We start from the raw sequence: 20,607 nt of genomic DNA on the forward strand, positions 1-20,607 counted from the left end.
GCGGAAAGCCCGAAAGGAAAAGGGGATTTAAAGGATTTCCATGGGTCCAGGGAGGGCCGATGAGCGTCTGGAACAGCCAACTCTTCACCGATGTCGAGCGTCTCTATGAGCTCTGTGGCATTCGTGTGGCGCGGGCGCGAACTTCGGATGGTTCCAGGATCCTGCTCAAATCCTTCAACCGCGCCCAGCTCCCCGAATGGGATGTTGGACTGCTTGAGGCCGAGGCTCAGCTGCTGGAAAGCTTCCGTCTGCCCTGTTTTCCCGAGCTGATCAGTCTTTGGCAGGAGGAGTCGACCACCTGGGCGGCCTATCAATTCCATGAAACGCTGAGTCTTGATCACTACCTGCACATTGAAACCCTGAGCCTTGCGGACAAACTGCGCATTGGTCAGCGCATTCTGGATGCGTTGAGCATGATGCACGAGGTTTCGCTCATTCATCGCACGCTCTGTCCGCATCTGATTCGTATCAGCAAGGATGGCCAGCGGATCCTCTTTCAGGATCTTTATTTCTCGGTTCATGAAGGTCACCGCGGGGCTCTGGTGCAGGATATTCCATTCCCCCAGGTCTCGCTGCCGTTCATGGCGCCGGAACAGTTTGGACAGATTGAAAACCGCCTGTCGCGCGCCAGTGACTACTACGCGCTCGGGCAGGTGCTCTATCGCATTTTTTCCGGAGCCAATGCCTTTCTGGGCCAGGATCCGCGCGAACTTCTCTATCAGCATCTTTCGGTGACACCCCGACCCTTGCACAAGGTGGTCGAAGGCCTGCCGATTCCCTTGTCCCAGATCGTGCATAAACTGCTCGAAAAGGTTCCGGTGGATCGTTATCTCACCTTCGAAGGCATCCGGACGGATTTGAACCAGGCGGCGGCGATGGTGGAAGGTCAGGCTCCGATGAGCACGCGCTTTCCGTTGGCCAGCACCGATGTGCTCGACAAGCTCACCATTCCGGAAAAAATCTATGGACGCAGCGAAGCCCTGCAGGCCCTGATTCGCGGTGTGGATCAATTTCTGGAAGGTCGCCCGACCTTCATCATGTTGCGCGGTCCGGAATTTGCGGGCAAGGCACTGCTGGTCAAGGAACTTTGGCGACCCCTGGCGAAGAGCCGGGGATACCTTTTGCAGGGCAGCCTGCAAAAGCATCGCCTCGGCATTCCCTATGAAAGTCTCGCGCTCGTTCTGGACCTGCACATCATGCAGCTTCTGCATCGCCCCAAAAACGAACTGGAATACTGGCGCAAAAAAATTACCGAATCCTGCGGCTCCAATCTCGCCGTGCTGATGGATCTGCTCCCGAGCCTCGACGTCCTGTGCCCGGGAACGCTGCCGCTGCCGGATCTGCCACCGAAGCAGCAGGAAAGCCGTTTTGAATTGACCCTGAAAAACCTGGTCCGGGTCCTCTGCGAACCCAATCATCCGCTGCTGCTCTTTCTGGATCAGCTCCAATTTTTGGACGGCAGCACCGCGCGGCTCCTCATCAGTCTCACGCTGCATGATCCCGTGCCGCATCTGCTCTTCATCGGCGCCTTCCGGGAAGAGGATCCCGAAGCGTCACCGACCTTCAAGGAATTTTTGCAGCAGGCCGCCGCGCAGCCTTCCTATCTGGAAATTCATGTCCCGCGTCCCGAGCGGCAGGACATGGTGCAGATGATTCAGGATATGGCCCGCAGTGAGGATCCTCAGTTTCAAGCGCTGGGGGAGCAGCTGCATCTCATGAGTCATGGTGATGTCAGCATGGTGGCCATGATCATCGAGAAACTTTGCGGCATGGGCGCCCTGCGCTTTGATCCGGCCCGGCATGCCTGGCAGGTTCGTGATGATGTCGTGCGCATCTGCCAGGCCATGTCGCCGAATATGGTGAGCGTGCAGGAAGAATGGCGTTGGCATCCCGGCTACGAATATTTGAAATATGCGGCCATCCTCGGCATCAGCTTTCAGAGCCACGATCTGCATGCCCTGCTCCCTCCCGGGACCGTGCGCTGCGCACTCTACGATACGCTGCATGACGCCATTCAAAGTGGAATGATCGTGGCGGTGCGCACCAGTGAATTCCGACAATTCCAGGTGGATCCGAATCGGCCCTGCACCTTCATGTTCGCTGCCAAAGGCTGGCGTGACAGCATCCTCAATCAGCTGACACCGGCTGAAGGACGCCTGATCCACGAGCAAATCTATTTGTACCTGCGCATCAAAGGCAGCGGCAGCCTGCGCATGCAGAATTTAATGAAAGCCGCCCGCTGCCTGGACCAGGCGCGTTTTCAACAGGCCTTTTTCCATGCCGAGGAAGTGGCCCGCATCAACCTGATGGCCGCGCGTGAAGCCCGCAAAATTTGTGACTATGAACTCTGCCTGCACCTGGTCGAGCAGGCTTTGTCCTGCCTGAGTGCGGATCGCTGGGAAAAGCACTATCAGCTCAGTATCGACCTTTTGACCGAGAAAGCCGCCGCCGCCTTCATGTATGAGCTGCGCGAAGATCTGGATGCCGCCGTGCGCGAGGTCGTGGAAAACGCCCGCAACCCGCTCGATGCCTTTGCCTGTCAGGAGCTGATGGTCGAGGACCTGCTCCGTCGCAATATTTTTCAAGGCATACTTTATGGCAAACGCGTCATTAATGAGCTGGGTCTGGCTGTTCCGGATTTTGCCGGTCGTCCACAGCTCATGAACGAACTGATTCGCGTGATCCGGCTGGGTGACCCGCGCCATGTGATGGAACACATCATGAGCCATGGACCCAATGAGGAAGCCCGCGTGGACGCCGGCTTCCGTCTGGGCGAACGCATTTCCACGGCGGCCTACCTGGTCGAACCTTATTTAGGGCCACTCTTTGTCTGCCGCGGTATCCAGGTTGGTTATGAAAAAGGCTACACGCCCTCCATGCCCATGATCTGTCAGAGTTTTGCGCTCATCCTTTTGGCTCTCACCGGGCGCGTTTCCTATGCCGCTGACCTTTCCGCTCTGGCCCGCACGCAGGCCCGTAAAATCGGAAGCCTGAGCATGCGCTGCCGTGTGGAACTTTTATACCAGGGTTTTATTCGGCCCTGGATCGAACCTATTGGACGCAGTATCCAGTCGCTCCTGGGTAACTTTCAAAAAGCCCTCGACTGTGGCGACTACGAGTTCGCCACGCACTCATTCAACCTTTATGCCATTTACAGTTTTCAGTCGGGCCGTCCTCTGAAAATTTTCCAGGATGAAATGCAAAAATACGCGCGGCTCCTGGATGAGCTGCATCAGGAGCATCTGATCCCGCATCGCAGCGTATTCGTCGAGGCGGCTGCTGTTCTTCTGGGTGAAACGAATGATCCTCTCGCCTTGAAAGGCCCTGCCTTCGATGAGGAGGAATATAGCAACTTCCTCCATACCGTCCAGGACTGCGCGTTCTATTACCATTCCGCCAAACTCATGGTGGCTTTCTATGCGGATGAGTGGGATCGTGCCTGCCATCACGCGGATGAAGCCTTGCGACTCCGGGAGGCCGCGCTCGGCTCCTGGGGCCTGAGCACGGTCCTGTTCTATGGAGCGCTGGCCTGCCTGCGCGGAGTGAGCCACAAGCAGGGACGTGAGCGCTGCAAGCTCGAACGGCAGGCGCGAAAAAATTTGGCCCAGCTCAAGCGTTTCATGAATCAGGTGCCCTGCAACGTGCAGCATCGAGTCTTTATTCTGCAGGCGGAATGGGCGATCCTGGGCTACAAAACCGAGGAGGCCATGCGTCTCCTTCATGAGGCCATGCTCGCGGCCAGAGCCTCGGGTTTTGGCTTTGAAGAGGCCCTGGCCGCCGAGCGACTCGGCTTCCTGTGCCAGGCGATGAAACTTCAGGAAAGCGCTGATCATTGGCTTGGATTGGCCCTGCGACTCTATGCAGAATGGGGTGGCGTGCGCAAGGCCCAGTCGCTTCTGAATCAAGTGGCTCTGAACTCGCCGATGGCCCCCATCGAAGATTTGGTGAGCACGGGCGACAATGAATTGATTTCATTCCGCACCGCGATCGCCGATATTTCGCGTGAGTCCGAGGATCGCCAGCTCTTCAAGAAAGTGGTGGCCTATGCCGCGCAACTTTCCGGCGCGCAAAGAGGGCAGCTGCTCACCCGTGATGGCGTATCGCATCGCTGGAACGTGATTGCCAGCTTCCAGGACGGTCAGGTCGACGTTAAAAATCCTGATGCTATTCAGGATTCCTCAAGCGTGTGTTGGCCTGTGATCGGTTATATCGAACGCACCAGAAGCAAGCTGGTGATCGACGATGCGCACGTTGCTCAGAGCATGCTACCGGGACTGGAAAAAGAGCTTTACATCATTAAAACCGGTGTCCGGGCGATCGTCTGCCTGCCGATCATCACGGGTGATCGGGACGCCTATGAACTTCTGGGGGCGCTTTATCTCGAGCATCGTCAAACCTCGCACGCCTTCAATGGGCAGAAAATAGAAGTTCTGGAATTGCTCGCGCAAATCACCGCCGGGCGTATCGAACTTTCGTCCAAGGCGAGTTCGCTGGAAGCTTCATTCCGCGAGGTTCGGCAAGTGCAAAGTGCCCTGTTGCCAAATCAATCCATCAGCCCACATTACGCTATTTCGCATTATTACCGTTCAGCTGAAATCAGCGGCGGGGATTGGTTTGGTTATTTCGAGGATGAGGATCAGCAGCGGCTCTACCTTTTCGTGGGCGATGTCACGGGTCACGGAGTGCCCTCGTCCTTGATTACCGGGACTGCTGCAGGATCCATATACTCGACCCTCTATGCCTTCCGCTCAGCGAGTGTTAAGCTGAGTCTGGAGGATACTCTGCTCACCCTGGTGAAAGCGACCAATCAAACCGTCTTGGAGACCGGTGCAAAAGTCGATCGACTCATGACGATGGTTTTCATTGGGATCGATACCAAAACCGGGGCAGGAACGATGATCAGCGCCGGCCACCAGCCTGGTCTTTTGCTCGGTCGTCAGCGCGTGAGTGGTTTGAAGGCTGCAGGAAGTCCTTTGGGTCATCGCAGCGATGGCAACTGGAAACCGCGGAGCTTTCAACTGGAAAAAGGCGATGCGCTGTTCCTCTTTACCGATGGACTCCTCGAAAATGTAGGCCCACAGGGCGAGAAGATGAACCTGAGGACGCTGGAAAAGATCCTGGAAAACTCACGATCACCTCAGGAATTAAGGCGCCAAATTCTCGAAGAAGCCTTTCATGTTTGGAAAGAACATAAGCCATCTGACGATGTAACTTTTCTTCTTGTGCGTTGGGGTGATGCTGTGGACAAGGCCCTGGACGCGCCCTGGAGCGATTCCGCTTGAGCCTGAATCAGCCCATTCGACTCTGCATGATTCCTGGGCTTCCATTTTTTCCCGTCTCGACGTAATATTCATTCGACCCCTAATGGGGGCGACAACAGTGTCGGCTTTACAGTCTAGTGTGTCTGTGAAGTCATTGCTTTGATACAAAGGCCGTCCATGCATGGCTTTTGCAGCAAGGCTCTACCACCACTCGAGAGGCTTGTCAGAAATGGGTCCTTTCACCCTCAGCGTTATCTTGTATGCGGCTGCTCACGCCGGACAAAACTGTGAAACGGTCTTTCAGGAAACCGCTGCGAAAGTTAATCCCAATGTGCTGACCAACGGGGAACGCCCCTACCTGGAAGAGCTGGCCTACGCGGCCTGCCAAACGACCAATCCCGACATCATCTGGCAGATCGCCAATCAGGAATCAAGTTTTCGTTTTTTGATCGCGCGCCATAACACCGAGAAAGGTGCTCGCATTTACAAGGGCACCGCTGCCGTCGATTTTCTAAAAGATCTGCGCAAGAAATCCCGCAAAGGCTCGGCGAAGTCGAGCAGCGTGGATGTTGGCGCCATGCAGTTCAACTGGAGCTATCACCAGGAGGGCTTCGGTCATGACCCCGTGCGGATGCTTTCACCGAGCGCTCAGGTGGAATATCTGCTCGAAACTTTTGGCGAATACATCTACCAACGCTGCTCGAGCAAATGGGTCGGCTGTTACCACAACGCGTCGGACAGCGAGCTTGGCTCCCGCTACCAGAAAGCTGTTCGGAAAAAGGGGCGCGTTTTGCAGCTCCAGGCGCTCTACTACCTGAAGGGCGCGCTGAAGGAGATGAGTCCCGAGCAGAAGGCCGCTCTGCCGCGGCTTCGCAAGGAAGAATTCTTTCAGGTCTTGAATCAATCGCGGGATATGCCACTGCCAGAGCGTGAAATTCGCCGCTTTGTTATCAATCCACCTAATCTGGCCCCCGAACCCGCTCCTCTTTTCCGGGATCTTCGCAGCTGAAATCATTGACGGACCCCCGGACTCCCTCGAGAATGGAGGGAGGGGAGGGTCCTGTCTTGAAAGAACTCATCAAACGCCATCTCGTATTCGTCGACGCTGAGCAGACCATGACGGAAATCGTGGCGACCATGCGCGACCAGAATATCAGCAGCGTCCTCGTGCTCAATCACGACCGTGAGGTCGTTGGTATCGTGACGGAACGCGACATCGTGCAGAAGTTCACGCTGCTCGAAAAGCAGGAGAAGCTTCATGCCAGCGTCGCTGCATTCATGACAAGACCCGTGAGCTTTGCCCGCCTCGCGCATCTGGAAGACGATGTGCGGACCATGTTTTTTGAAAGACGCTTGCGCCATTTCCCGGTGAGCGATGGTTCGAACCATGCGAAGGATATCCTCGGCATGCTCACGGTCACGGACATGACCAGCGCTTATCTGAAATCGGCGCAAAGTCTGAAAAAGGATTTGATCAGGGAATCGCTGGTGATCGTGTCCCGGGATGTTGGAACCCGCCAGCGTTATAAAAAACTGTTTGAAGCCCTGAATTTTACCGTGATCACGGGCGGTGACATCGACCAGTTGGTCCAGCAGGCGATCACGCGCGTTCTTCCCATCGTCTTTGATATCGATGATCTGGGAATGGAAGAGGCGCAGAAGGATCTGGCCCGACTCAAGACCCATCGCGGCGTTTTCATTCTCCTGAGTTCCCAACCCAAACTGGTGGAACCTCTGAAAAAACTTCTCAACAATGAACTGCATTGCGTCGCGCTGAAACCACTGGATATCAGCTATATCCTTCTGCTGCTCTCGCGTCTGCATCACGATGCGGCGCGGGCTTCCTGATCCTGTGGGATTTCCTGGTGCGGGACGGACTTGAAGCGAAGGATCACCGCCCAGCCTGAAGCATCCGCGGGCGCCCACTCGAGTTGTCCGCCCTGCCTGGCCATCAGCTGTTGGGCGATGATGCGATCCATCTCCGTCATGCCCTGGGGTTCACGACTGTTGTCGCGATAGTGCAGGTCAATTTCATCAGACCGGCGGCGCGTTTCCAGCTGAATGATCTGACCTTCCCGGATAGGGTGCCGATCAAAATTTTCCATGCTGTGAAGCATGAGATGCACGAGGAGAGTCTGCAGACAGGGAGCATGGCCCATGACCTCGAAAGCCGCTGCGTCCTCGGTTGACGCGACGGTGATGCAGCGATACTGAAGAGGACGGTCCAGCAAAAGAGCTGTGTTCTGGATCGAATCCTGCACACGGGTCGGCTGGATCCGTTCCTGCCCCAGCTCGCGCGTCAACTGCCGAAGTTGAGTCAGGAACTGAAGCATTTTTTCGTTGGCGAGGAGGCTGCGCTCAATTTTTCGTTGATGGGCCGTTATCAGGGGTTCCTCCTCCAGCAGCTGATCAAGATAACCCATAACAACGGCGATGTGATTTTTCATTTCATGAGAGATCCCGCTGCACAAGCGTCCCAGCACAGTCAATCGCGCTGCATGGGAGAGCTGACGTCCGAGCTTCTGCACAAGTTCCTGCTCTTGCCGCAGCCGTACCCCAAGAGAACTGGCCAGGCAGCTCAGGAAAATCAGCGGTGTCCAAAGTCCCTGCCTGCTGAGCCAGAGCCAGGGATTCGTGGACAGGACATCCCATTGCAGGCAGGCCAAGGCAGTCAGAAAGAAACCGGTCGCGACGAAGGGGGCTTTTCTGTCCCAGAAAAAAGCTGCGGACACGGCCCATGGAAGAAAACTCCCATACATCCAGGTTGAGGCGTCGGACCCAATCCAAAGGCCCAGCCCGAGCCACCCGCAGGAACTGAGAGCCCAGATGATTTTCTGCTGATATTTGCTGTATTTGGCGGATTGTGTCGGCATCGCCGCCTCGTCATGAGCGCCGGGTTCGATAATGACTGGTATCGGCTATATTTGCGCAAGGATAAGGCCCCTGGGACCCGAGCTCCGTCGGCCTTTTGCGAAGAACTCCCAAAGAGTAAAAAAAAGCTGAGGGAACCCGGGGCCTTCTGTATTATAAGGACCTAAGGCCTGCGAAAGTCTCATGGGTGTTACAAATGAACGAAAATCCAATTTCGGTGCTGGTGGTTGATGACGAGCCGGTGTTGCGTGAACTGGTCGCGTTTATATTAATCGATAAGGGTTTTCAAGTACTCGAGGCGGAAAGCGGCGACGCCGCGTTTCAGTTGATCTGCAAGAATGATTTTGATGTCGTGGTGAGTGACGTTCGCATGCCCAATGGAAGTGGTGTCGAATTGTTGACCCGGATCAGCAATATGACCAAGCGCAAACCTATGGTCTTTCTGGTCAGCGGCTACTCGGAAATCAGTCTTGAAGAAGCCCGAAGGCTGGGCGCCCGTGATCTTTTGAATAAACCTGTCGACTACGACAAGCTCTGTCAGGCCATCATCTCAAGCGCCCGGAATCAAAATACCGGGACCAACTGATGGGAAAGACGCCACCGTCCAACCCGATCCGTATGCCTGTTCTGTTTGTTTCGCATGGAGCGCCGACCAAGGCCCTCAAGGCATCCTCGTAATCTCCGAGCACTGGTAGGAACATGCGGTGCAAATTTCCTGTGCGGATCCGCTGCCGACCATTCATGACTTCGCCGGCTTCGGTGATCAACTCAAGACGCTTCATTATCCCGCGCGTGGTTTTTCCGCGGCGCAAAGGGCAGAGATCCAGCTTGGCTGTGCCAGACTGGGTGTGTGACTTTGAGATCTGGCTGCAGGATCGTTTGCAGGCCCGAGACTGGAAGGCTCTGCTGGAACCCCGTTTTATTCAGCCTCTGTTTCGTAAAAACCATCCGACCGTGATCACTAGGCCCCGCTGCTGGTCGTCCTCGGAGCAGCCTGGGAAGGCCTTGGAAGATCCCGCCCTTGACGCTATGACTGATCTGTTGAATAAATGAGGCCTGAATCGGTTCAACATGAGGTATGTCATGGTTTCTCCGCTTTTTCGTGCGAACCGCTGGGAGAAAGTTCCTGGCTTTGATTTCTCGGATATCACCTATCACCGTGCGGTCGGGCAGGGGACGGTCCGGGTGGCCTTTCATCGTCCCGAAGTGCGCAATGCCTTTCGTCCGAAAACAGTGGATGAGCTTTATACGGCCCTGGATCATGCCCGCTGCAGCGCGGATGTCGGCGTGGTGCTGATCACCGGCAACGGCCCGTCGCCCAAGGACGGCGGCTGGGCTTTCTGTTCCGGTGGGGATCAAAGGATACGGGGCAAGGACGGCTATCAATATGAAGATGATGGAGCGGCGCCGACCCGTCTCGGCCGCCTGCATATTTTGGAAGTGCAAAGGCTCATTCGCTTCATGCCCAAGGTGGTGATCGCGGTGGTGCCTGGCTGGGCTGTGGGTGGTGGTCATAGCCTGCATGTGGTCTGTGATCTCACGATTGCGAGCCGCGAACATGCCATCTTTAAACAGACGGATGCTGATGTTGCGAGTTTCGATGGCGGTTTCGGTTCCGCGTACCTGGCTCGCATGGTGGGGCAAAAGCGGGCGCGGGAGATTTTTTTCCTGGGCGCGAATTACAGTGCTCAGGAAGCCTTTGAGATGGGCATGGTGAACAAGGTCGTGCCGCATGAGCAGCTTGAGGATGTGGCCCTGGAATGGGCAGGTGAGATCAACAGCAAGTCGCCGACCGCCATTCGCATGCTGAAATTCGGCTTCAATCTGATCGATGATGGCCTCGTGGGTCAGCAGCTCTTTGCGGGGGAAGCCACGCGCCTGGCCTATGGAACGGACGAGGCGGAAGAAGGCCGTCGCGCGTTCCTGGAAAAACGCAAGCAGGACTATTCGAACTTTCCATGGCCCTACTGATGGAAACAGGATTTGGGGATCGACCGGAACTTCTGGATCAACTGGCGGCTGACGGTTATCTGGTGATCGCCGATGCCCTGCCGCGCGCGCTGACGGAAGGACTTTTGCAGGAATGGCAAAGGCGCTATGCAGCGGGAGCCGCGGCCCCGGCGCAGATCGGCAAAGGCGCACAGAAGCACGAGGCGCAATCGATTCGCAGCGATCGCATTCATTGGCTGGAGGCCAGCGACCCCCAGCCGGATGTGGCCGCCTGGTTTGCCGTGATGCGGAGCTGGAGTCGCGCGATCAATCAAAGCTTTTTTTTGTCCATCAATGCCTTTGAATGCCACTTTGCTTGTTATGAGCCCGGTGCGTTTTATCAGAAACACCGGGATCGTTTTCAAAAGGACAATGGCCGCCGCCTGTCACTGGCCTTCTATCTGAATCGCGACTGGTGCAGCACGGATGGAGGTGAGCTGGTGCTCTTCGATCCCGAGGCGGAGGATCGGATTCTCAAAACAGTCCTTCCCACCTTCGGCACTCTGGTGATTTTTGATAGCCAACGCTTTCCTCATGAAGTGCGACCCACCCGGCGGCAGCGTCTTTCGCTCGCGGGCTGGTTGAAATCCATTCCCGCCCACGAAGCCGCGTTGCAGGGAACCGTCCTCGATTGAACGGGGAGGAGCCTGGTCTCCAGCCCTCCGTGTATGGAAATTCGGAAGCAACGCATCCGAAACAATGCGCTGGACTCACGTCATAAAAATCCAAAGTTCCATGTTTCTTCGCATTCTGCAGGAATTCCAGGCCATGGCAAAGCTCTTGCAAAGCATGAAGTGGCAACGAAGCAACCTGCGTAAAGGGGACATATATGACTTTGGAAACCATCTTGATTTGGGCGGTTATTGGTTTGATAGCCGGATGGCTGGCATCCGCTGTCGTCGGCGGAGGCTATGGCGTCCTCGGTGATATTGTAATCGGTATCGTCGGTGCCTTTATCGGCGGTTTTCTTTTCCGCGAACTCGGCGTTGGTGCTCCTTTCGGTGGGTTGGCGGGAACGATTTTCGTGGCCTTCATCGGTGCGATTGTTTTGTTACTCTTGCTGCGACTCGTACATCGAGCGCAGCGAACGTGAATGGGTTTGAACTAGCGACATTGAGAAGGGAAGCCAGAAGGCTTCCCTTTTTTCATTCCGATCATGGCATTGAATTCGCATTATTTGCTTCAAGGGCATCGCGAGACGGCCCCCGATTTCAAGGAAAGCTCAATTTGCGGAGGTGATGATCATGCTGGAATTTTCCTTGCCAGGAGGCGGTCTTTGGGGGATCGGTTTAACCGGTTTTCTGTGCGGTTTGAAAGAACGGCGCCTGGTTCCTGATGTGGTGTGCTCTGTCTCTTCGGGTAGTCATGCAGCGTATCTCGCCTACAGCAACTGCGATGCATCTCGGGCCTTGTCCTGCTTTCAGGCATCGCGTGATTTTCTGACCAGCAAGCCCTTGAAACGCTTTCTGCCACCCTACGACATGCAAGGCGAGGCGATTCGCATCCTGGCGGATCCCTTTATCGTGACTCACGAGAGCTTTATCAAAAATGGCCTGAAACACTTCTTTGTTGGCTATGTCAGCCTCAAGAATCGACGCTTTGTCATGGAAGATATTCTGATCCACCCGACGGAAGATGCCTATCGCACGATAATCAAATCATCGACCATTCCCTTTCTGACCAATTTCGTGCCGCATTTCGATGGCTGCATCGATGGGGGTTTTCTGAAGAACAATTTCACATCGTGCCTGAAAACCCAGGAGAAGTGGATGATTTCTTATGATTTTGGTCGTTTGGGGGCTTTGGATCGCCACACGTTCCATCGGCGTATCGTGCTGCCACGACCCAAAGGGACGCCGTTTTATATGAGTGATGATCAAATGCGTGAAACTTTTGATCGCTGTTATGAGATCGGCGTGACTCTGCACGCCGCCTGATTCTATCGAGCCTTCTCCTCTCCGTCCTGGTCTGCGGCTTCAATGAAGACGCGCCGGGCGATCTTGCCCCGATCGATGCGGCCCAGAATGGAACGCATATCCTCATACATGCTGCGATCGTTGACCAGCGCCCCTAACGTTCCCTGTCCGGCATCAATCTTTTGCGCCACGGAATCCAGATGCGCGGTGGCACTTTCCATATTCGCAAGGCTGTTCCGCAGCATGCGCTGAGCGTCCGGATCATTCAGCATGGCGAACATGGAATCCTCGGCTGCCATCTGCGTCATGATCTTGCGCAGGGCGCGGGTGGAGACGGTCACATCTTCACTGGCGGACTCAACTGTTTTGGAATCCGGGAGGCCGGCCGCAAATTCATCGATTTTTTTGGTGGTGGTGCTCAGCTGATCCATGATGAGGGATGATTTTTCCACCATTCTGGCCAAATTATCCGCCTCGCGCGTGGCGATGACGGAACCTTCGGGAAGCGCGCCATTGCCGGCGCTGCTGCCCGGATGAAGCGAGACAAACTTGTCCCCCAAAAGTCCCTGGGTTTCGAGAGCCACCGAAGCGTTGGGCGTAATGAGGTCGAAGTAGGGGCTGTCGACCTTCAGCCTGGCGACAATGGCCAGCCCTCCATTCGGTGATTCAATTTTGATCTTCGAGACATGACCGACCTCGACCCCACCGATGCGCACCGGGGCGCCTTCAATAAGGCCCGAGGTATTGGTAAAATGCGCCTGGAATTCCCGGGACTGTTTGAAGAGATTGACATTGTCACCGGCGAGCAGCAGGGTCAGTCCCGCGACCACCGCCACGCAGATGACGAAGACACCCAGTTTAATCTTGGTTTTGACATTGGCGACTTTCACTCCACATCCCCCTTGATATAGGCCGCTATGCGTTCATCCGGTTCCCGGTCGATGGCGGCCCGTTCCTGTATCACGGCAATCCTGCCTTCATTCAGAAAGGCAATGCGATCGCCGACCATCAGGGCACAGGCCACATCATGGGTTACCAGAATTCCCGTCTGGCCCTCGGCCTTGCGGTCCAGCATAAGATTGGCAATTTTTTTGATATTGGCGGGATCGAGTCCCGCCGTGGGTTCGTCGTAAAGAATCAGAGCCGGGTTGAGCATCAAAGCCCGGGCCATGCCCACACGTTTTTGCATCCCACCGCTCAGCTCGGCCGGATAAAGATCGCCGATCTCCGGCATGCCGATGCGTTCCAGCATGTTCTGTCGAGCCTTGTATCTTTCCTCAGCGGACATATCCGTGAGTTCCCGCAAAGGATACTCCAGGTTTTCGGCCACGGTCAGACTGTCAAATAACGCTCCATTTTGGAACGCATAGCCGACTTTTTTGCGAACCTCACGCCACTGCTTTTCGTCAAACTGCGTGATGTCCTGACCCTCCAGAAAAATGGCCCCGGCGCTGGGCGCATCCAGGCCGATAATGGCCCGAAGCAGGGTGCTTTTCCCTGATCCGCTGCCACCAAAAAGCACCAGGATTTCCCCGCGCTGCACGTCGAGGTCAAGACCGCTGTGAATGGTTTTGGAACCGAAGCGCGTCTCCAGACCGCGAATTGACAAAAGGGGTGTCCCGGTTTCTGTTACCATTGCAGCATCCACTGCAATTTGGTGATAAAGAAGTCACCCACCAGAACAAAGATGTTCGCCACCACGATCGCTGTGGTGGTGGCAATGCCGATGCCGGCGGTTCCGGTTTGGGTGCGCATGCCCATGAAACAGGAGATCAAACCGATCACCCCACCGAAGATGGAGGTCTTGGCCAGACTGAACAGCAGATCATAAAAGGGCACGGCGTTCATGGTCTTTTGAATATAAAGCGAGGGCGCAATGCCGAGGCTGCTGACCGAAACCAGAAGGCCTCCCGCGATACCCGCGACATCGGCCAGAAACGTGAGAAAGGGCATGCCGCAAACCAGAGCGATCACGATCGGGGCCACCAGCTTTTCCTCGGGTTTGGTGCCAAGCGCCCGCAGGGCATCGATCTGCTGGGTGATACGCATCGACCCCAGTTCCGCCGCCACACCTCCACCGGAACGGGCCGCCACCATCAGGCACGCGAAGACCGGTCCGAGCGCTCGCACGATGGCGAAGGCGATGATGTTCGGCACATAGAGTTTTCCCCCGAAGCGCGACATGCCCTGACCAAATTGCAAGGCCATGGCCGCGCCGGTGGCAAAGGATGTGATGACCACGAGGAACCAGGCGCTGATTACCAGGGAATGAAAGCGGGCAATGATTACGCCGGGGGATTGCAGGGCTTTCGGAATGCTGAGGATGACGTCACGGGTCATATAAAGAAAATCAGCCACCACTTCCCCGGCGTGGGCCAGCGGCGTGCCGACGTGATACAAAAAGATTTGCATGGCGTGGGCTTTTCTGGTCATCGCGCCGATCTTTCCCGAAAGCCTTGCAGGGACTGTTCAAAGGCGATGCGACTGCTGCGATCCAGCTGCGATCCGGCCAGAATAAAATCGAACAGACAGTTCGGCGTTCGAACCACCGCCACGCGCACATTCAAGGGCTTGCCATCCACCTGGCCTCGCGCCTCCGTGATCAGGGCCGGGTGACCATTGACGACAGTGGCTTGGGGCGGCTCCACCACTTCATGTTCGGGAAGCTGCCTTAGGATATCGGTCGAGAGCTGCTCCAAAGGCTTGTAGGTGGTCTCGCCACATACTGAAGTGACATTCAGGATCGCCTGATCACGGGAATTGCGGAAGGCGCGATCGGCATCACCGGGATCAATCGGTACCCATCCGTCGCCGGGCTCCGGAATGCGGTAGCTGCGGCTGTGGGTATCCTTGGTTCCCATGAGGGTCGAGAGACAGGCTGTCAGCGGTAATATCAGGACGGGCAGAATCCAAATGAGTGGCTTTTGCATACCGATGACTCCGGGGGACATGAGTCCGGAAGCGGACTTCCCAGGCTGGTTGCAAAAAGCAGACCGAGGTCAAATGCGCGGAATTTCAAGTGCGTCGTTAATGACGTGAAGGCGACAAGGGACAGCCTTGTCGCGTTGCGCATGCTCCTGAAGGGAGGTCTTCAGGTGCTGAGCTTCCATTCCCGCTGGGTTATGAGGCGTGCCCCTCGCTTGGAGAAGGTGTAGCTCCAGGACCACTGGGCCATCACCGAAAGGCGATTGCGGAAGGTGACCAGATAAAAGACGTGCACAAAGAGCCAGGCCAGCCAGGCGATAAACCCGGTCAGGCGCAGGCGACCGGCCTGAGCAATAGCCCGGTGTTTGCCGATGGTCGCCATCTGGCCTTTGTCCTTGTAAACAAAATCCTTGCGTGGCTTGCCCGCCTGCGTCCGCAGGATATTTTGAGCGGCATGACGACCGGCCTGCATCGCGGCCGGGGCCAGACCTGGCAGGAATTGTCCGGGCGCGAGCTCGAGCGAAGCCATGTCGCCGACCACATAAACATTGGGATAGTTGGGAACTGAAAGATCCTTGTTCACCTTCACGCGTCCCGCCTTATCCAGGGGAATTTCCGGAATGAATTGCAAAGGAGCCGCCCGCACGCCGGCGCCCCAGATGACCGTGCGTGCCCGTAAAAATTGATCGCCAACCAGCACACCTTCGGCGTTGATGTCTTTCACCATGGCCCCGGTGCGAACTTCCACGCCCAGGGCTTCCAGATCATGTTTGGCCCGGTTCGCGAGCTTTTCATCAAACGAATTCATGATGCGTGGTGCGGCCTCGAGCAAAATCACATGCGCGTGGGCGGGATTGATATGTTTGAAATCCTTGACCAGAACCGTGCGGGCAATGTCAGCGATGGCTCCGGCCATCTCCACACCGGTGGGTCCACCACCTACGACCACAAACGTCAGAAGCTCCCTCTGCTGGACGGGATCAAAAACATTTTCGGCAAGCTCAAAAGCTGACAGAACCCGGCGCCGAATTTCGGTGGCCTGTTCCAAAGTCTTGAGCCCTGGTGCATAGGTTTCCCATTCGGGATGACCGAAATAATTATGCTGCGTGCCCGTGGCGATGATGAGGTCGTCGAATTCAATCTCATGATTTTCCGTGACCACATACTTTTCATCAAGGTGCACGGACTTCACCTTGCCGAGATGCACTTCAATATTGCTGGCGTCGGAAAACTGCGCGCGAATCGGAACAGCGATATCCGAGGGATTAAGACCCGCCGTGGCCACCTGATAAAGGAGCGGCTGAAACAGATGGTGATTGTTCCGGTCGAGGAGCAGCACCTGGATTTTAGGTTGATTGGCCAGCTCCTGAGCCGCCTTCATGCCAGCAAAGCCCCCGCCTACAATAATTACCCATCGACTGCCGTCCTGTCTGGTTGGTTTCAAACGCATTGCAAAATCTCCTCACGCAGAGTCATTAAACGCCGGGCCGTAGGGCTTTTGCAAAAACGCGGCCAGGCCAGCGTTTCTGCGGTGTTTTACCAGGATACGGAGAGCTCGGGTAAACCTGCCATACTCAACCGGGAGAAGATCCAGGTGTCGGTCAATTCCTGGCTCTGGTATTTGTAGCGATCGTGGCGTAGACGCCCATCCAGCTCATATCCCAGGCGTTCGGCCACCGCGCGGCTGCGCACGTTGTCCGTTTCACATCGGATCTCCACCCGCTTCGCCTGGAGCTGCTGGAAGACATAACGGGTGAGGGCGTTCACCGCTTCCGTGATCAGACCCCGACCCTGATGATCCTGATGCACCCAGTAGCCGATTTCAAATTTGGGAAGATCCCAGTCGATACGATGAAGACCCGTGCCCCCGTAAAGCGTCTGCGCCGTGCGATCAAAGATGGCCAGGGCCATGTCGCTGCGCGTCAGAAATTTGGACTGGCTCAGGCGCGCGAAATTTTCACTCTCTTCCTGCGTATGATGGGACGTATCCACCCAGGGCAGAAAGCGCTTCAGATGGTCGCGCGAGGCGTTGACGGCGGCATGGAAGGCCGGTCCATCACCGGGCTGAGGCGGACGGATCAGCAGCCTTGGCGTCAGGATGGGCATGGGCACTTCGATGAGACTGGGAAATGAAACAGACATAAGGATCTCCTGCAAGAACGGTCTCTTCCTCCTTAACATGGAGGCGGAGGCCATTCCAAAAGGAAATCCTTGATGGAGAACGCTTTCGTCCTCGTTTCGAGAGCCTCATGAAACGCTGGCAAAGGCCTTGCAAGAGGGGCAGGTGGAACGGAGGAGGAGGTGGCACTTGTCAGTTCTGGACGTTATGCAGCAAATCGGTTTGGCGAGTCTTTATTATCTTGGTTTGACTCTCATTGTCCGCATGGCCGGAAAAAGGCTGGCCGGGCAAACCACAACGATCGATTTGATCATTCTCATTTCCCTCGGTGTGGTCCTGCAGAATCTGACCCTGGTGAAGGGCCACTGGAATTCCGCAATCTTCATTGCCACCGTCTTTACCCTGCATGTGTCCCTGGCCCGACTCTGCCAGCGCTATCCCACGATCCGCTGCCTGCTCCGCGAGCAGCCGCGGCCCTTGATCCGCCAGGGACGTATCCTGCCCCAGGCGCTGAAGGATGAAGGTCTGACCGAGGATGAGCTTCTGGCCGCGCTGCGACGCATGGGAGTCGATTCCCCCGAGCAGGTCCGGCTCGCTGTGCTCGAGGAAACCGGACATATCTCGGCCATTCGCAATGATGGAACCGCCTAGCGCGCGTTCCGCTGGTACTGCAGCCTGCCGAGCGTAGTCGGCTGTATTCAAGGTGTAACGATCCAGACAGGGCCGGCTGATGACTTGCTCCAACGTGCTCAGAGCCGATCCAGGTTTTCGCTCAGAAAGACCGGCAGGGCTTCGAATTTGAATTTGGTGAAGACAGCGGAAAGAAAGGCATCGGCATCGGGGTTGGTCACGCGGGAGATCTGACTCCAGTTTTCAGCGTAACAATGCTGGCGATCCGAGGTCACAAAATACCGACGGCAGAGCAGCGGCCGGGCTTCATAAATCGAGCAGCGGCTGCTCTTATCCAAAAACACGCACTGACGGGCCGGAAAGGGCAGCTGGTCCCAGGTTCCTTCACGCAGGGCCTGCGTCTGGACCGCGAGGCGCTCACGGTCGATCGTCACGGGATTGGTTTTCAGGTGGGCCAGAATCAGGCGTTTTTCATGCTTGGAAATATCTACGCGTGCATGGCAACAGGCGGCACAGCCCGCAGCACAGCTGATGGGCTGCTGACCGTTCTGGTAAACCTGGTCGATTTTTTCCAGCGAGCGGGTTTGCACGGCCGCTTCCTTCTGTTCCCGCAGCCACTGCCGATGCTGCAGGAAGGCCTGGATGAGCAGAGGTTCCTGGGCCGTTCCAATCTGTGCTTCCGCCGTGGGAATCCAGGCGACATCGATTTCCTTCTTACCCTGGGACACGTGCGGCCTCACTCTTCCTTGCAAAGTTTGTCGTTCGGGACATTGCCTTTGAACACATTGCTGCTGTCGATATTGATGGTCAAGCCGTGACCATCGCAGGCAATGGCGCCACCGGGCTGCTCGGCACGATTGTTTTCAAAGACGTTGTTCGACAGCAGGATGGCGGCCGAATCGATAAACGCAATGGCGCCGCCTTCAGCCTTGGTCGAGTTGTTGATGAAGGTGTTCTGTTCGATTTTCAGATTGCGGCCATGGGTGATCTGCAGTGCACCGCCGCCGCCTTCATTGGAGTTGTCCCGCAGCATATTGCGACGGAAGATGATGTTGGGATTTTCCGCGATGATTTCGATGGCACCACCGCGTTCCTGGCTGAAGTTATTTTGAAAGATCGTATCCTCGATGATGATCGTTTCCGTCATGCGCATATTGAACACACCGCCGCGCCGCCAGGTGACGTCGTTGGGATTGAGATCGGCCTTGCGGGCCCGCTCGAAAATCGCATGCCGGATTTCGACCTTGCCTTTGACTTCTTCGGTTTCACAGGCCGTGGCGGAACAGACCCGAATGCCTTGCCAGGTCTGCTCCGGGCTCAGGCTGGTAAACAGCACCGGCTCCGCGGCGGTTCCATTGATTTTCAACTGGGCGCCTTCGACATAAAAGCGGGCGTTGGGGTCGAAGAGGACCTGAACGCCTTCCTTGACCACCAGAGTTTTGCCAGATTTGAGCGTGATGTCGCCGACGACATAAACGGGCTGCACCTTTTTATCCCAGATGCCTCCGATCGCACCCGAGATTTCGATGCCTCCACTGGGGCGTCGCACCACATTGCCTTCCAGCGGAACATCCGGGGCGGGCTCTGGAATTTGAAACGATTCCTCAGGAACCGTAGGCCCTGTCTGCGGAATATTCGGCTGTTCGCTCGTTCCGTCGGCGCTCGTCGCCGGAGCAGGGTCTGCCGGACTTTCCGTGTTCTTGCTGTGTTTGCCACGGAAGGAGGAGCTAATCAGTTTACAGCCCGAGCCAAGAACGAGACAAACCAGCAGTACTTTGCCACAATTGCCCATGATCATCCCTCGATTGTTTTCTGCAATTATGCTAGCAAATTTTGAGGCAAACGTGGCGAGTTTTCCGGACAGGAGTCAAGGATTCAAGGTCTGCCTGGACAAAAGCCCGGCAGGAGCCGGGCTTTGATGGTTAGCTTTGCAGTCCAGGCGTGCCGAGCGGCGGGGGAGCGGGTTTTTCGAACTGCACGTCCTCGCTCACTTCGATGGGCTGGCCTTGATGCAACGCGTAGATCTTGCTGAAGCAGGCGCCGAAGAAGAGAACCTGGGCCAGGTAGTAAACCCAGAGCAGGATCACGACCACCGAAGCGGCGGCGCCGTAGGATGAATCAAGAGACTGGGTCCCCAGATAGAGGCCGACCAGGCTTTTCCCGATGGTGAACATGATGCCGGTGAAGAGCGCGGCCGGGATCACATCCTTCCAGCGGATTTCGACATCGGGCAGCACCTTGAAGATCAGGGCAAAGAGGAGACTGATCATGGAAAACGAAAAGAGAAAGTTGATGAGGCCCAGGACGGCATCCGAGAAGGGCAGAAGACCTCCCATATAGTCACCGATCACCTGCAGGATGGTCGACGCCATGAGTGAGACGACCAGAATGAAACCCAGGCCCAGAAGGGAAGCGATCGACAGCACATAGGTGCGCAGAAAGACTTTCAAGGTGCGGCCGGGTTTGGCGCGAACGCCCCAGATGGTATTCAAGGCATCCTTCAGCTGGACCACGACACCCGTGGCACCGATAAAGAGCGTCAGAAGACTGGAGACGGCGGCGATCCCGCCGGAGACAGGTTTGGAGGACGCTTTGACCAGCAGCTCCACCGAGGCGGCCCCCGCATCACCGATAATGCCGCGTAACTGATTGAAGATTTCCCCACGGGCGGCTTCCTCGCCAAAGAAAAAGGCGGCGATGGCTATGGCAATGATCAGCATGGGTCCCAGGGAAAATACCGAATAATAGGAAAGGGCAGCCCCCAGCCGCGTGGCACTGACATCCAGCCAAAGGTTGAAGGTGTCCTTGAGAAGATCTTTCCAGGTTTTCCATTTCAGAAGTTTCATGATGCGGCTCCTTTGCTCCTGCCGAAGCAGGAGCAAGAGCCATGCCATGA

At 56.2% G+C, this 20,607-nt stretch carries 20 protein-coding genes; 10 read left to right on the forward strand and 10 right to left on the reverse strand.

Features of this window, described 5'->3' with window-relative positions; all coding sequences use genetic code 11:
• The first annotated feature begins 59 nt into the window (after positions 1–59).
• The 3 genes from OLTU_RS11520 (at position 60) to OLTU_RS11530 (ending at position 7,109) form a co-directional block, all read left to right on the forward strand.
• Positions 60–5,282 carry a trifunctional serine/threonine-protein kinase/ATP-binding protein/SpoIIE family protein phosphatase gene (locus OLTU_RS11520; protein WP_141732908.1) on the forward strand — a complete coding sequence of 1,741 codons (5,223 nt, stop codon included), beginning with the start codon at positions 60–62 and terminating at the stop codon, positions 5,280–5,282.
• A 235-nt stretch (positions 5,283–5,517) separates the two neighbouring features.
• Positions 5,518–6,270, forward strand: a complete 753-nt coding sequence (locus OLTU_RS11525; protein ID WP_218109985.1) for a hypothetical protein — start codon at positions 5,518–5,520, stop codon at positions 6,268–6,270.
• Positions 6,271–6,326: 56 nt separating this feature from the next.
• On the forward strand, positions 6,327–7,109 hold the full coding sequence (locus OLTU_RS11530) for a CBS domain-containing protein (RefSeq protein ID WP_176736532.1): 783 nt from the start codon (positions 6,327–6,329) through the stop codon (positions 7,107–7,109).
• Here the strand turns inward: OLTU_RS11530 and OLTU_RS11535 are convergent.
• Entirely contained in the window at positions 7,085–8,134 is a 1,050-nt protein-coding gene (locus tag OLTU_RS11535) for a sensor histidine kinase (RefSeq protein ID WP_141732911.1), read from the reverse strand. The genes OLTU_RS11530 and OLTU_RS11535 overlap by 25 nt on opposite strands.
• Positions 8,135–8,328: 194 nt before the next feature.
• On the opposite strand from OLTU_RS11535, the gene OLTU_RS11540 reads away from it, so the two are divergent.
• The 6 genes from OLTU_RS11540 to OLTU_RS11560 all read left to right on the forward strand — a co-directional run bounded on the left by OLTU_RS11540 (position 8,329) and on the right by OLTU_RS11560 (position 12,058).
• Complete coding sequence (locus tag OLTU_RS11540; protein WP_141732912.1) at positions 8,329–8,718, forward strand: response regulator; 390 nt, start codon at positions 8,329–8,331, stop codon at positions 8,716–8,718.
• 118 nt (positions 8,719–8,836) lie between these two features.
• Positions 8,837–8,986 (forward strand): hypothetical protein, encoded by a 150-nt coding sequence (locus OLTU_RS31880; protein WP_176736533.1) that lies wholly within the window; start codon positions 8,837–8,839, stop codon positions 8,984–8,986.
• A gap of 229 nt (positions 8,987–9,215) precedes the next feature.
• Positions 9,216–10,103 carry a 1,4-dihydroxy-2-naphthoyl-CoA synthase gene (locus OLTU_RS11545; RefSeq protein WP_141732913.1) on the forward strand — a complete coding sequence of 296 codons (888 nt, stop codon included), beginning with the start codon at positions 9,216–9,218 and terminating at the stop codon, positions 10,101–10,103.
• Entirely contained in the window at positions 10,091–10,756 is a 666-nt protein-coding gene (locus OLTU_RS11550; RefSeq protein WP_141732914.1) for a 2OG-Fe(II) oxygenase, read from the forward strand. The genes OLTU_RS11545 and OLTU_RS11550 overlap by 13 nt, the downstream gene beginning before the upstream one ends.
• Positions 10,757–10,950: 194 nt before the next feature.
• The gene (locus tag OLTU_RS11555) at positions 10,951–11,214 is read left to right on the forward strand and encodes a GlsB/YeaQ/YmgE family stress response membrane protein (RefSeq protein WP_141732915.1); all 264 of its coding nucleotides are present in this window, start codon (positions 10,951–10,953) and stop codon (positions 11,212–11,214) included.
• 151 nt (positions 11,215–11,365) lie between these two features.
• Positions 11,366–12,058, forward strand: a complete 693-nt coding sequence (locus OLTU_RS11560; protein ID WP_141732916.1) for a patatin-like phospholipase family protein — start codon at positions 11,366–11,368, stop codon at positions 12,056–12,058.
• 2 nt (positions 12,059–12,060) lie between these two features.
• Here OLTU_RS11560 and OLTU_RS11565 read toward each other — a convergent pair whose 3' ends face one another.
• The 6 genes from OLTU_RS11565 to OLTU_RS11590 all read right to left on the reverse strand — a co-directional run bounded on the left by OLTU_RS11565 (position 12,061) and on the right by OLTU_RS11590 (position 17,104).
• A complete protein-coding gene (locus OLTU_RS11565; protein WP_141732917.1) occupies positions 12,061–12,927 on the reverse strand; it encodes an MlaD family protein in 867 nt (288 codons plus the stop codon).
• Positions 12,924–13,673: an ABC transporter ATP-binding protein gene (locus OLTU_RS11570; protein ID WP_141732918.1), complete on the reverse strand. Its 750-nt coding sequence runs from the start codon at positions 13,671–13,673 to the stop codon at positions 12,924–12,926. Before OLTU_RS11570 ends, OLTU_RS11565 begins: the two co-directional genes overlap by 4 nt.
• Entirely contained in the window at positions 13,667–14,449 is a 783-nt protein-coding gene (locus OLTU_RS11575) for an MlaE family ABC transporter permease (RefSeq protein ID WP_176736534.1), read from the reverse strand. The genes OLTU_RS11570 and OLTU_RS11575 overlap by 7 nt, the downstream gene beginning before the upstream one ends.
• Before the next feature lie 17 nt (positions 14,450–14,466).
• Positions 14,467–14,967 (reverse strand): hypothetical protein, encoded by a 501-nt coding sequence (locus OLTU_RS11580; protein WP_141732920.1) that lies wholly within the window; start codon positions 14,965–14,967, stop codon positions 14,467–14,469.
• Positions 14,968–15,128: 161 nt separating this feature from the next.
• Positions 15,129–16,412, reverse strand: a complete 1,284-nt coding sequence (locus OLTU_RS11585) for an NAD(P)/FAD-dependent oxidoreductase (protein ID WP_141732921.1) — start codon at positions 16,410–16,412, stop codon at positions 15,129–15,131.
• A gap of 86 nt (positions 16,413–16,498) precedes the next feature.
• Positions 16,499–17,104: a GNAT family N-acetyltransferase gene (locus OLTU_RS11590; RefSeq protein WP_141732922.1), complete on the reverse strand. Its 606-nt coding sequence runs from the start codon at positions 17,102–17,104 to the stop codon at positions 16,499–16,501.
• A 166-nt stretch (positions 17,105–17,270) separates the two neighbouring features.
• Between OLTU_RS11590 and OLTU_RS11595 the strand changes: the two genes are divergently transcribed.
• Positions 17,271–17,732: a DUF421 domain-containing protein gene (locus tag OLTU_RS11595; protein ID WP_141732923.1), complete on the forward strand. Its 462-nt coding sequence runs from the start codon at positions 17,271–17,273 to the stop codon at positions 17,730–17,732.
• A 98-nt stretch (positions 17,733–17,830) separates the two neighbouring features.
• Here the strand turns inward: OLTU_RS11595 and OLTU_RS11600 are convergent, their stop codons facing one another.
• The 3 genes from OLTU_RS11600 to OLTU_RS11610 form a co-directional block, all read right to left on the reverse strand.
• Positions 17,831–18,439, reverse strand: a complete 609-nt coding sequence (locus tag OLTU_RS11600) for a YkgJ family cysteine cluster protein (RefSeq protein ID WP_176736535.1) — start codon at positions 18,437–18,439, stop codon at positions 17,831–17,833.
• An 8-nt stretch (positions 18,440–18,447) separates the two neighbouring features.
• On the reverse strand, positions 18,448–19,503 hold the full coding sequence (locus OLTU_RS11605) for a right-handed parallel beta-helix repeat-containing protein (RefSeq protein ID WP_176736536.1): 1,056 nt from the start codon (positions 19,501–19,503) through the stop codon (positions 18,448–18,450).
• 130 nt (positions 19,504–19,633) lie between these two features.
• Positions 19,634–20,557: a YihY/virulence factor BrkB family protein gene (locus OLTU_RS11610; protein ID WP_176736537.1), complete on the reverse strand. Its 924-nt coding sequence runs from the start codon at positions 20,555–20,557 to the stop codon at positions 19,634–19,636.
• Positions 20,558–20,607: the final 50 nt, after the last annotated feature.

It is taken from the genome of Oligoflexus tunisiensis (assembly GCF_001748245.1).
Classification (GTDB): domain Bacteria; phylum Bdellovibrionota_B; class Oligoflexia; order Oligoflexales; family Oligoflexaceae; genus Oligoflexus; species Oligoflexus tunisiensis.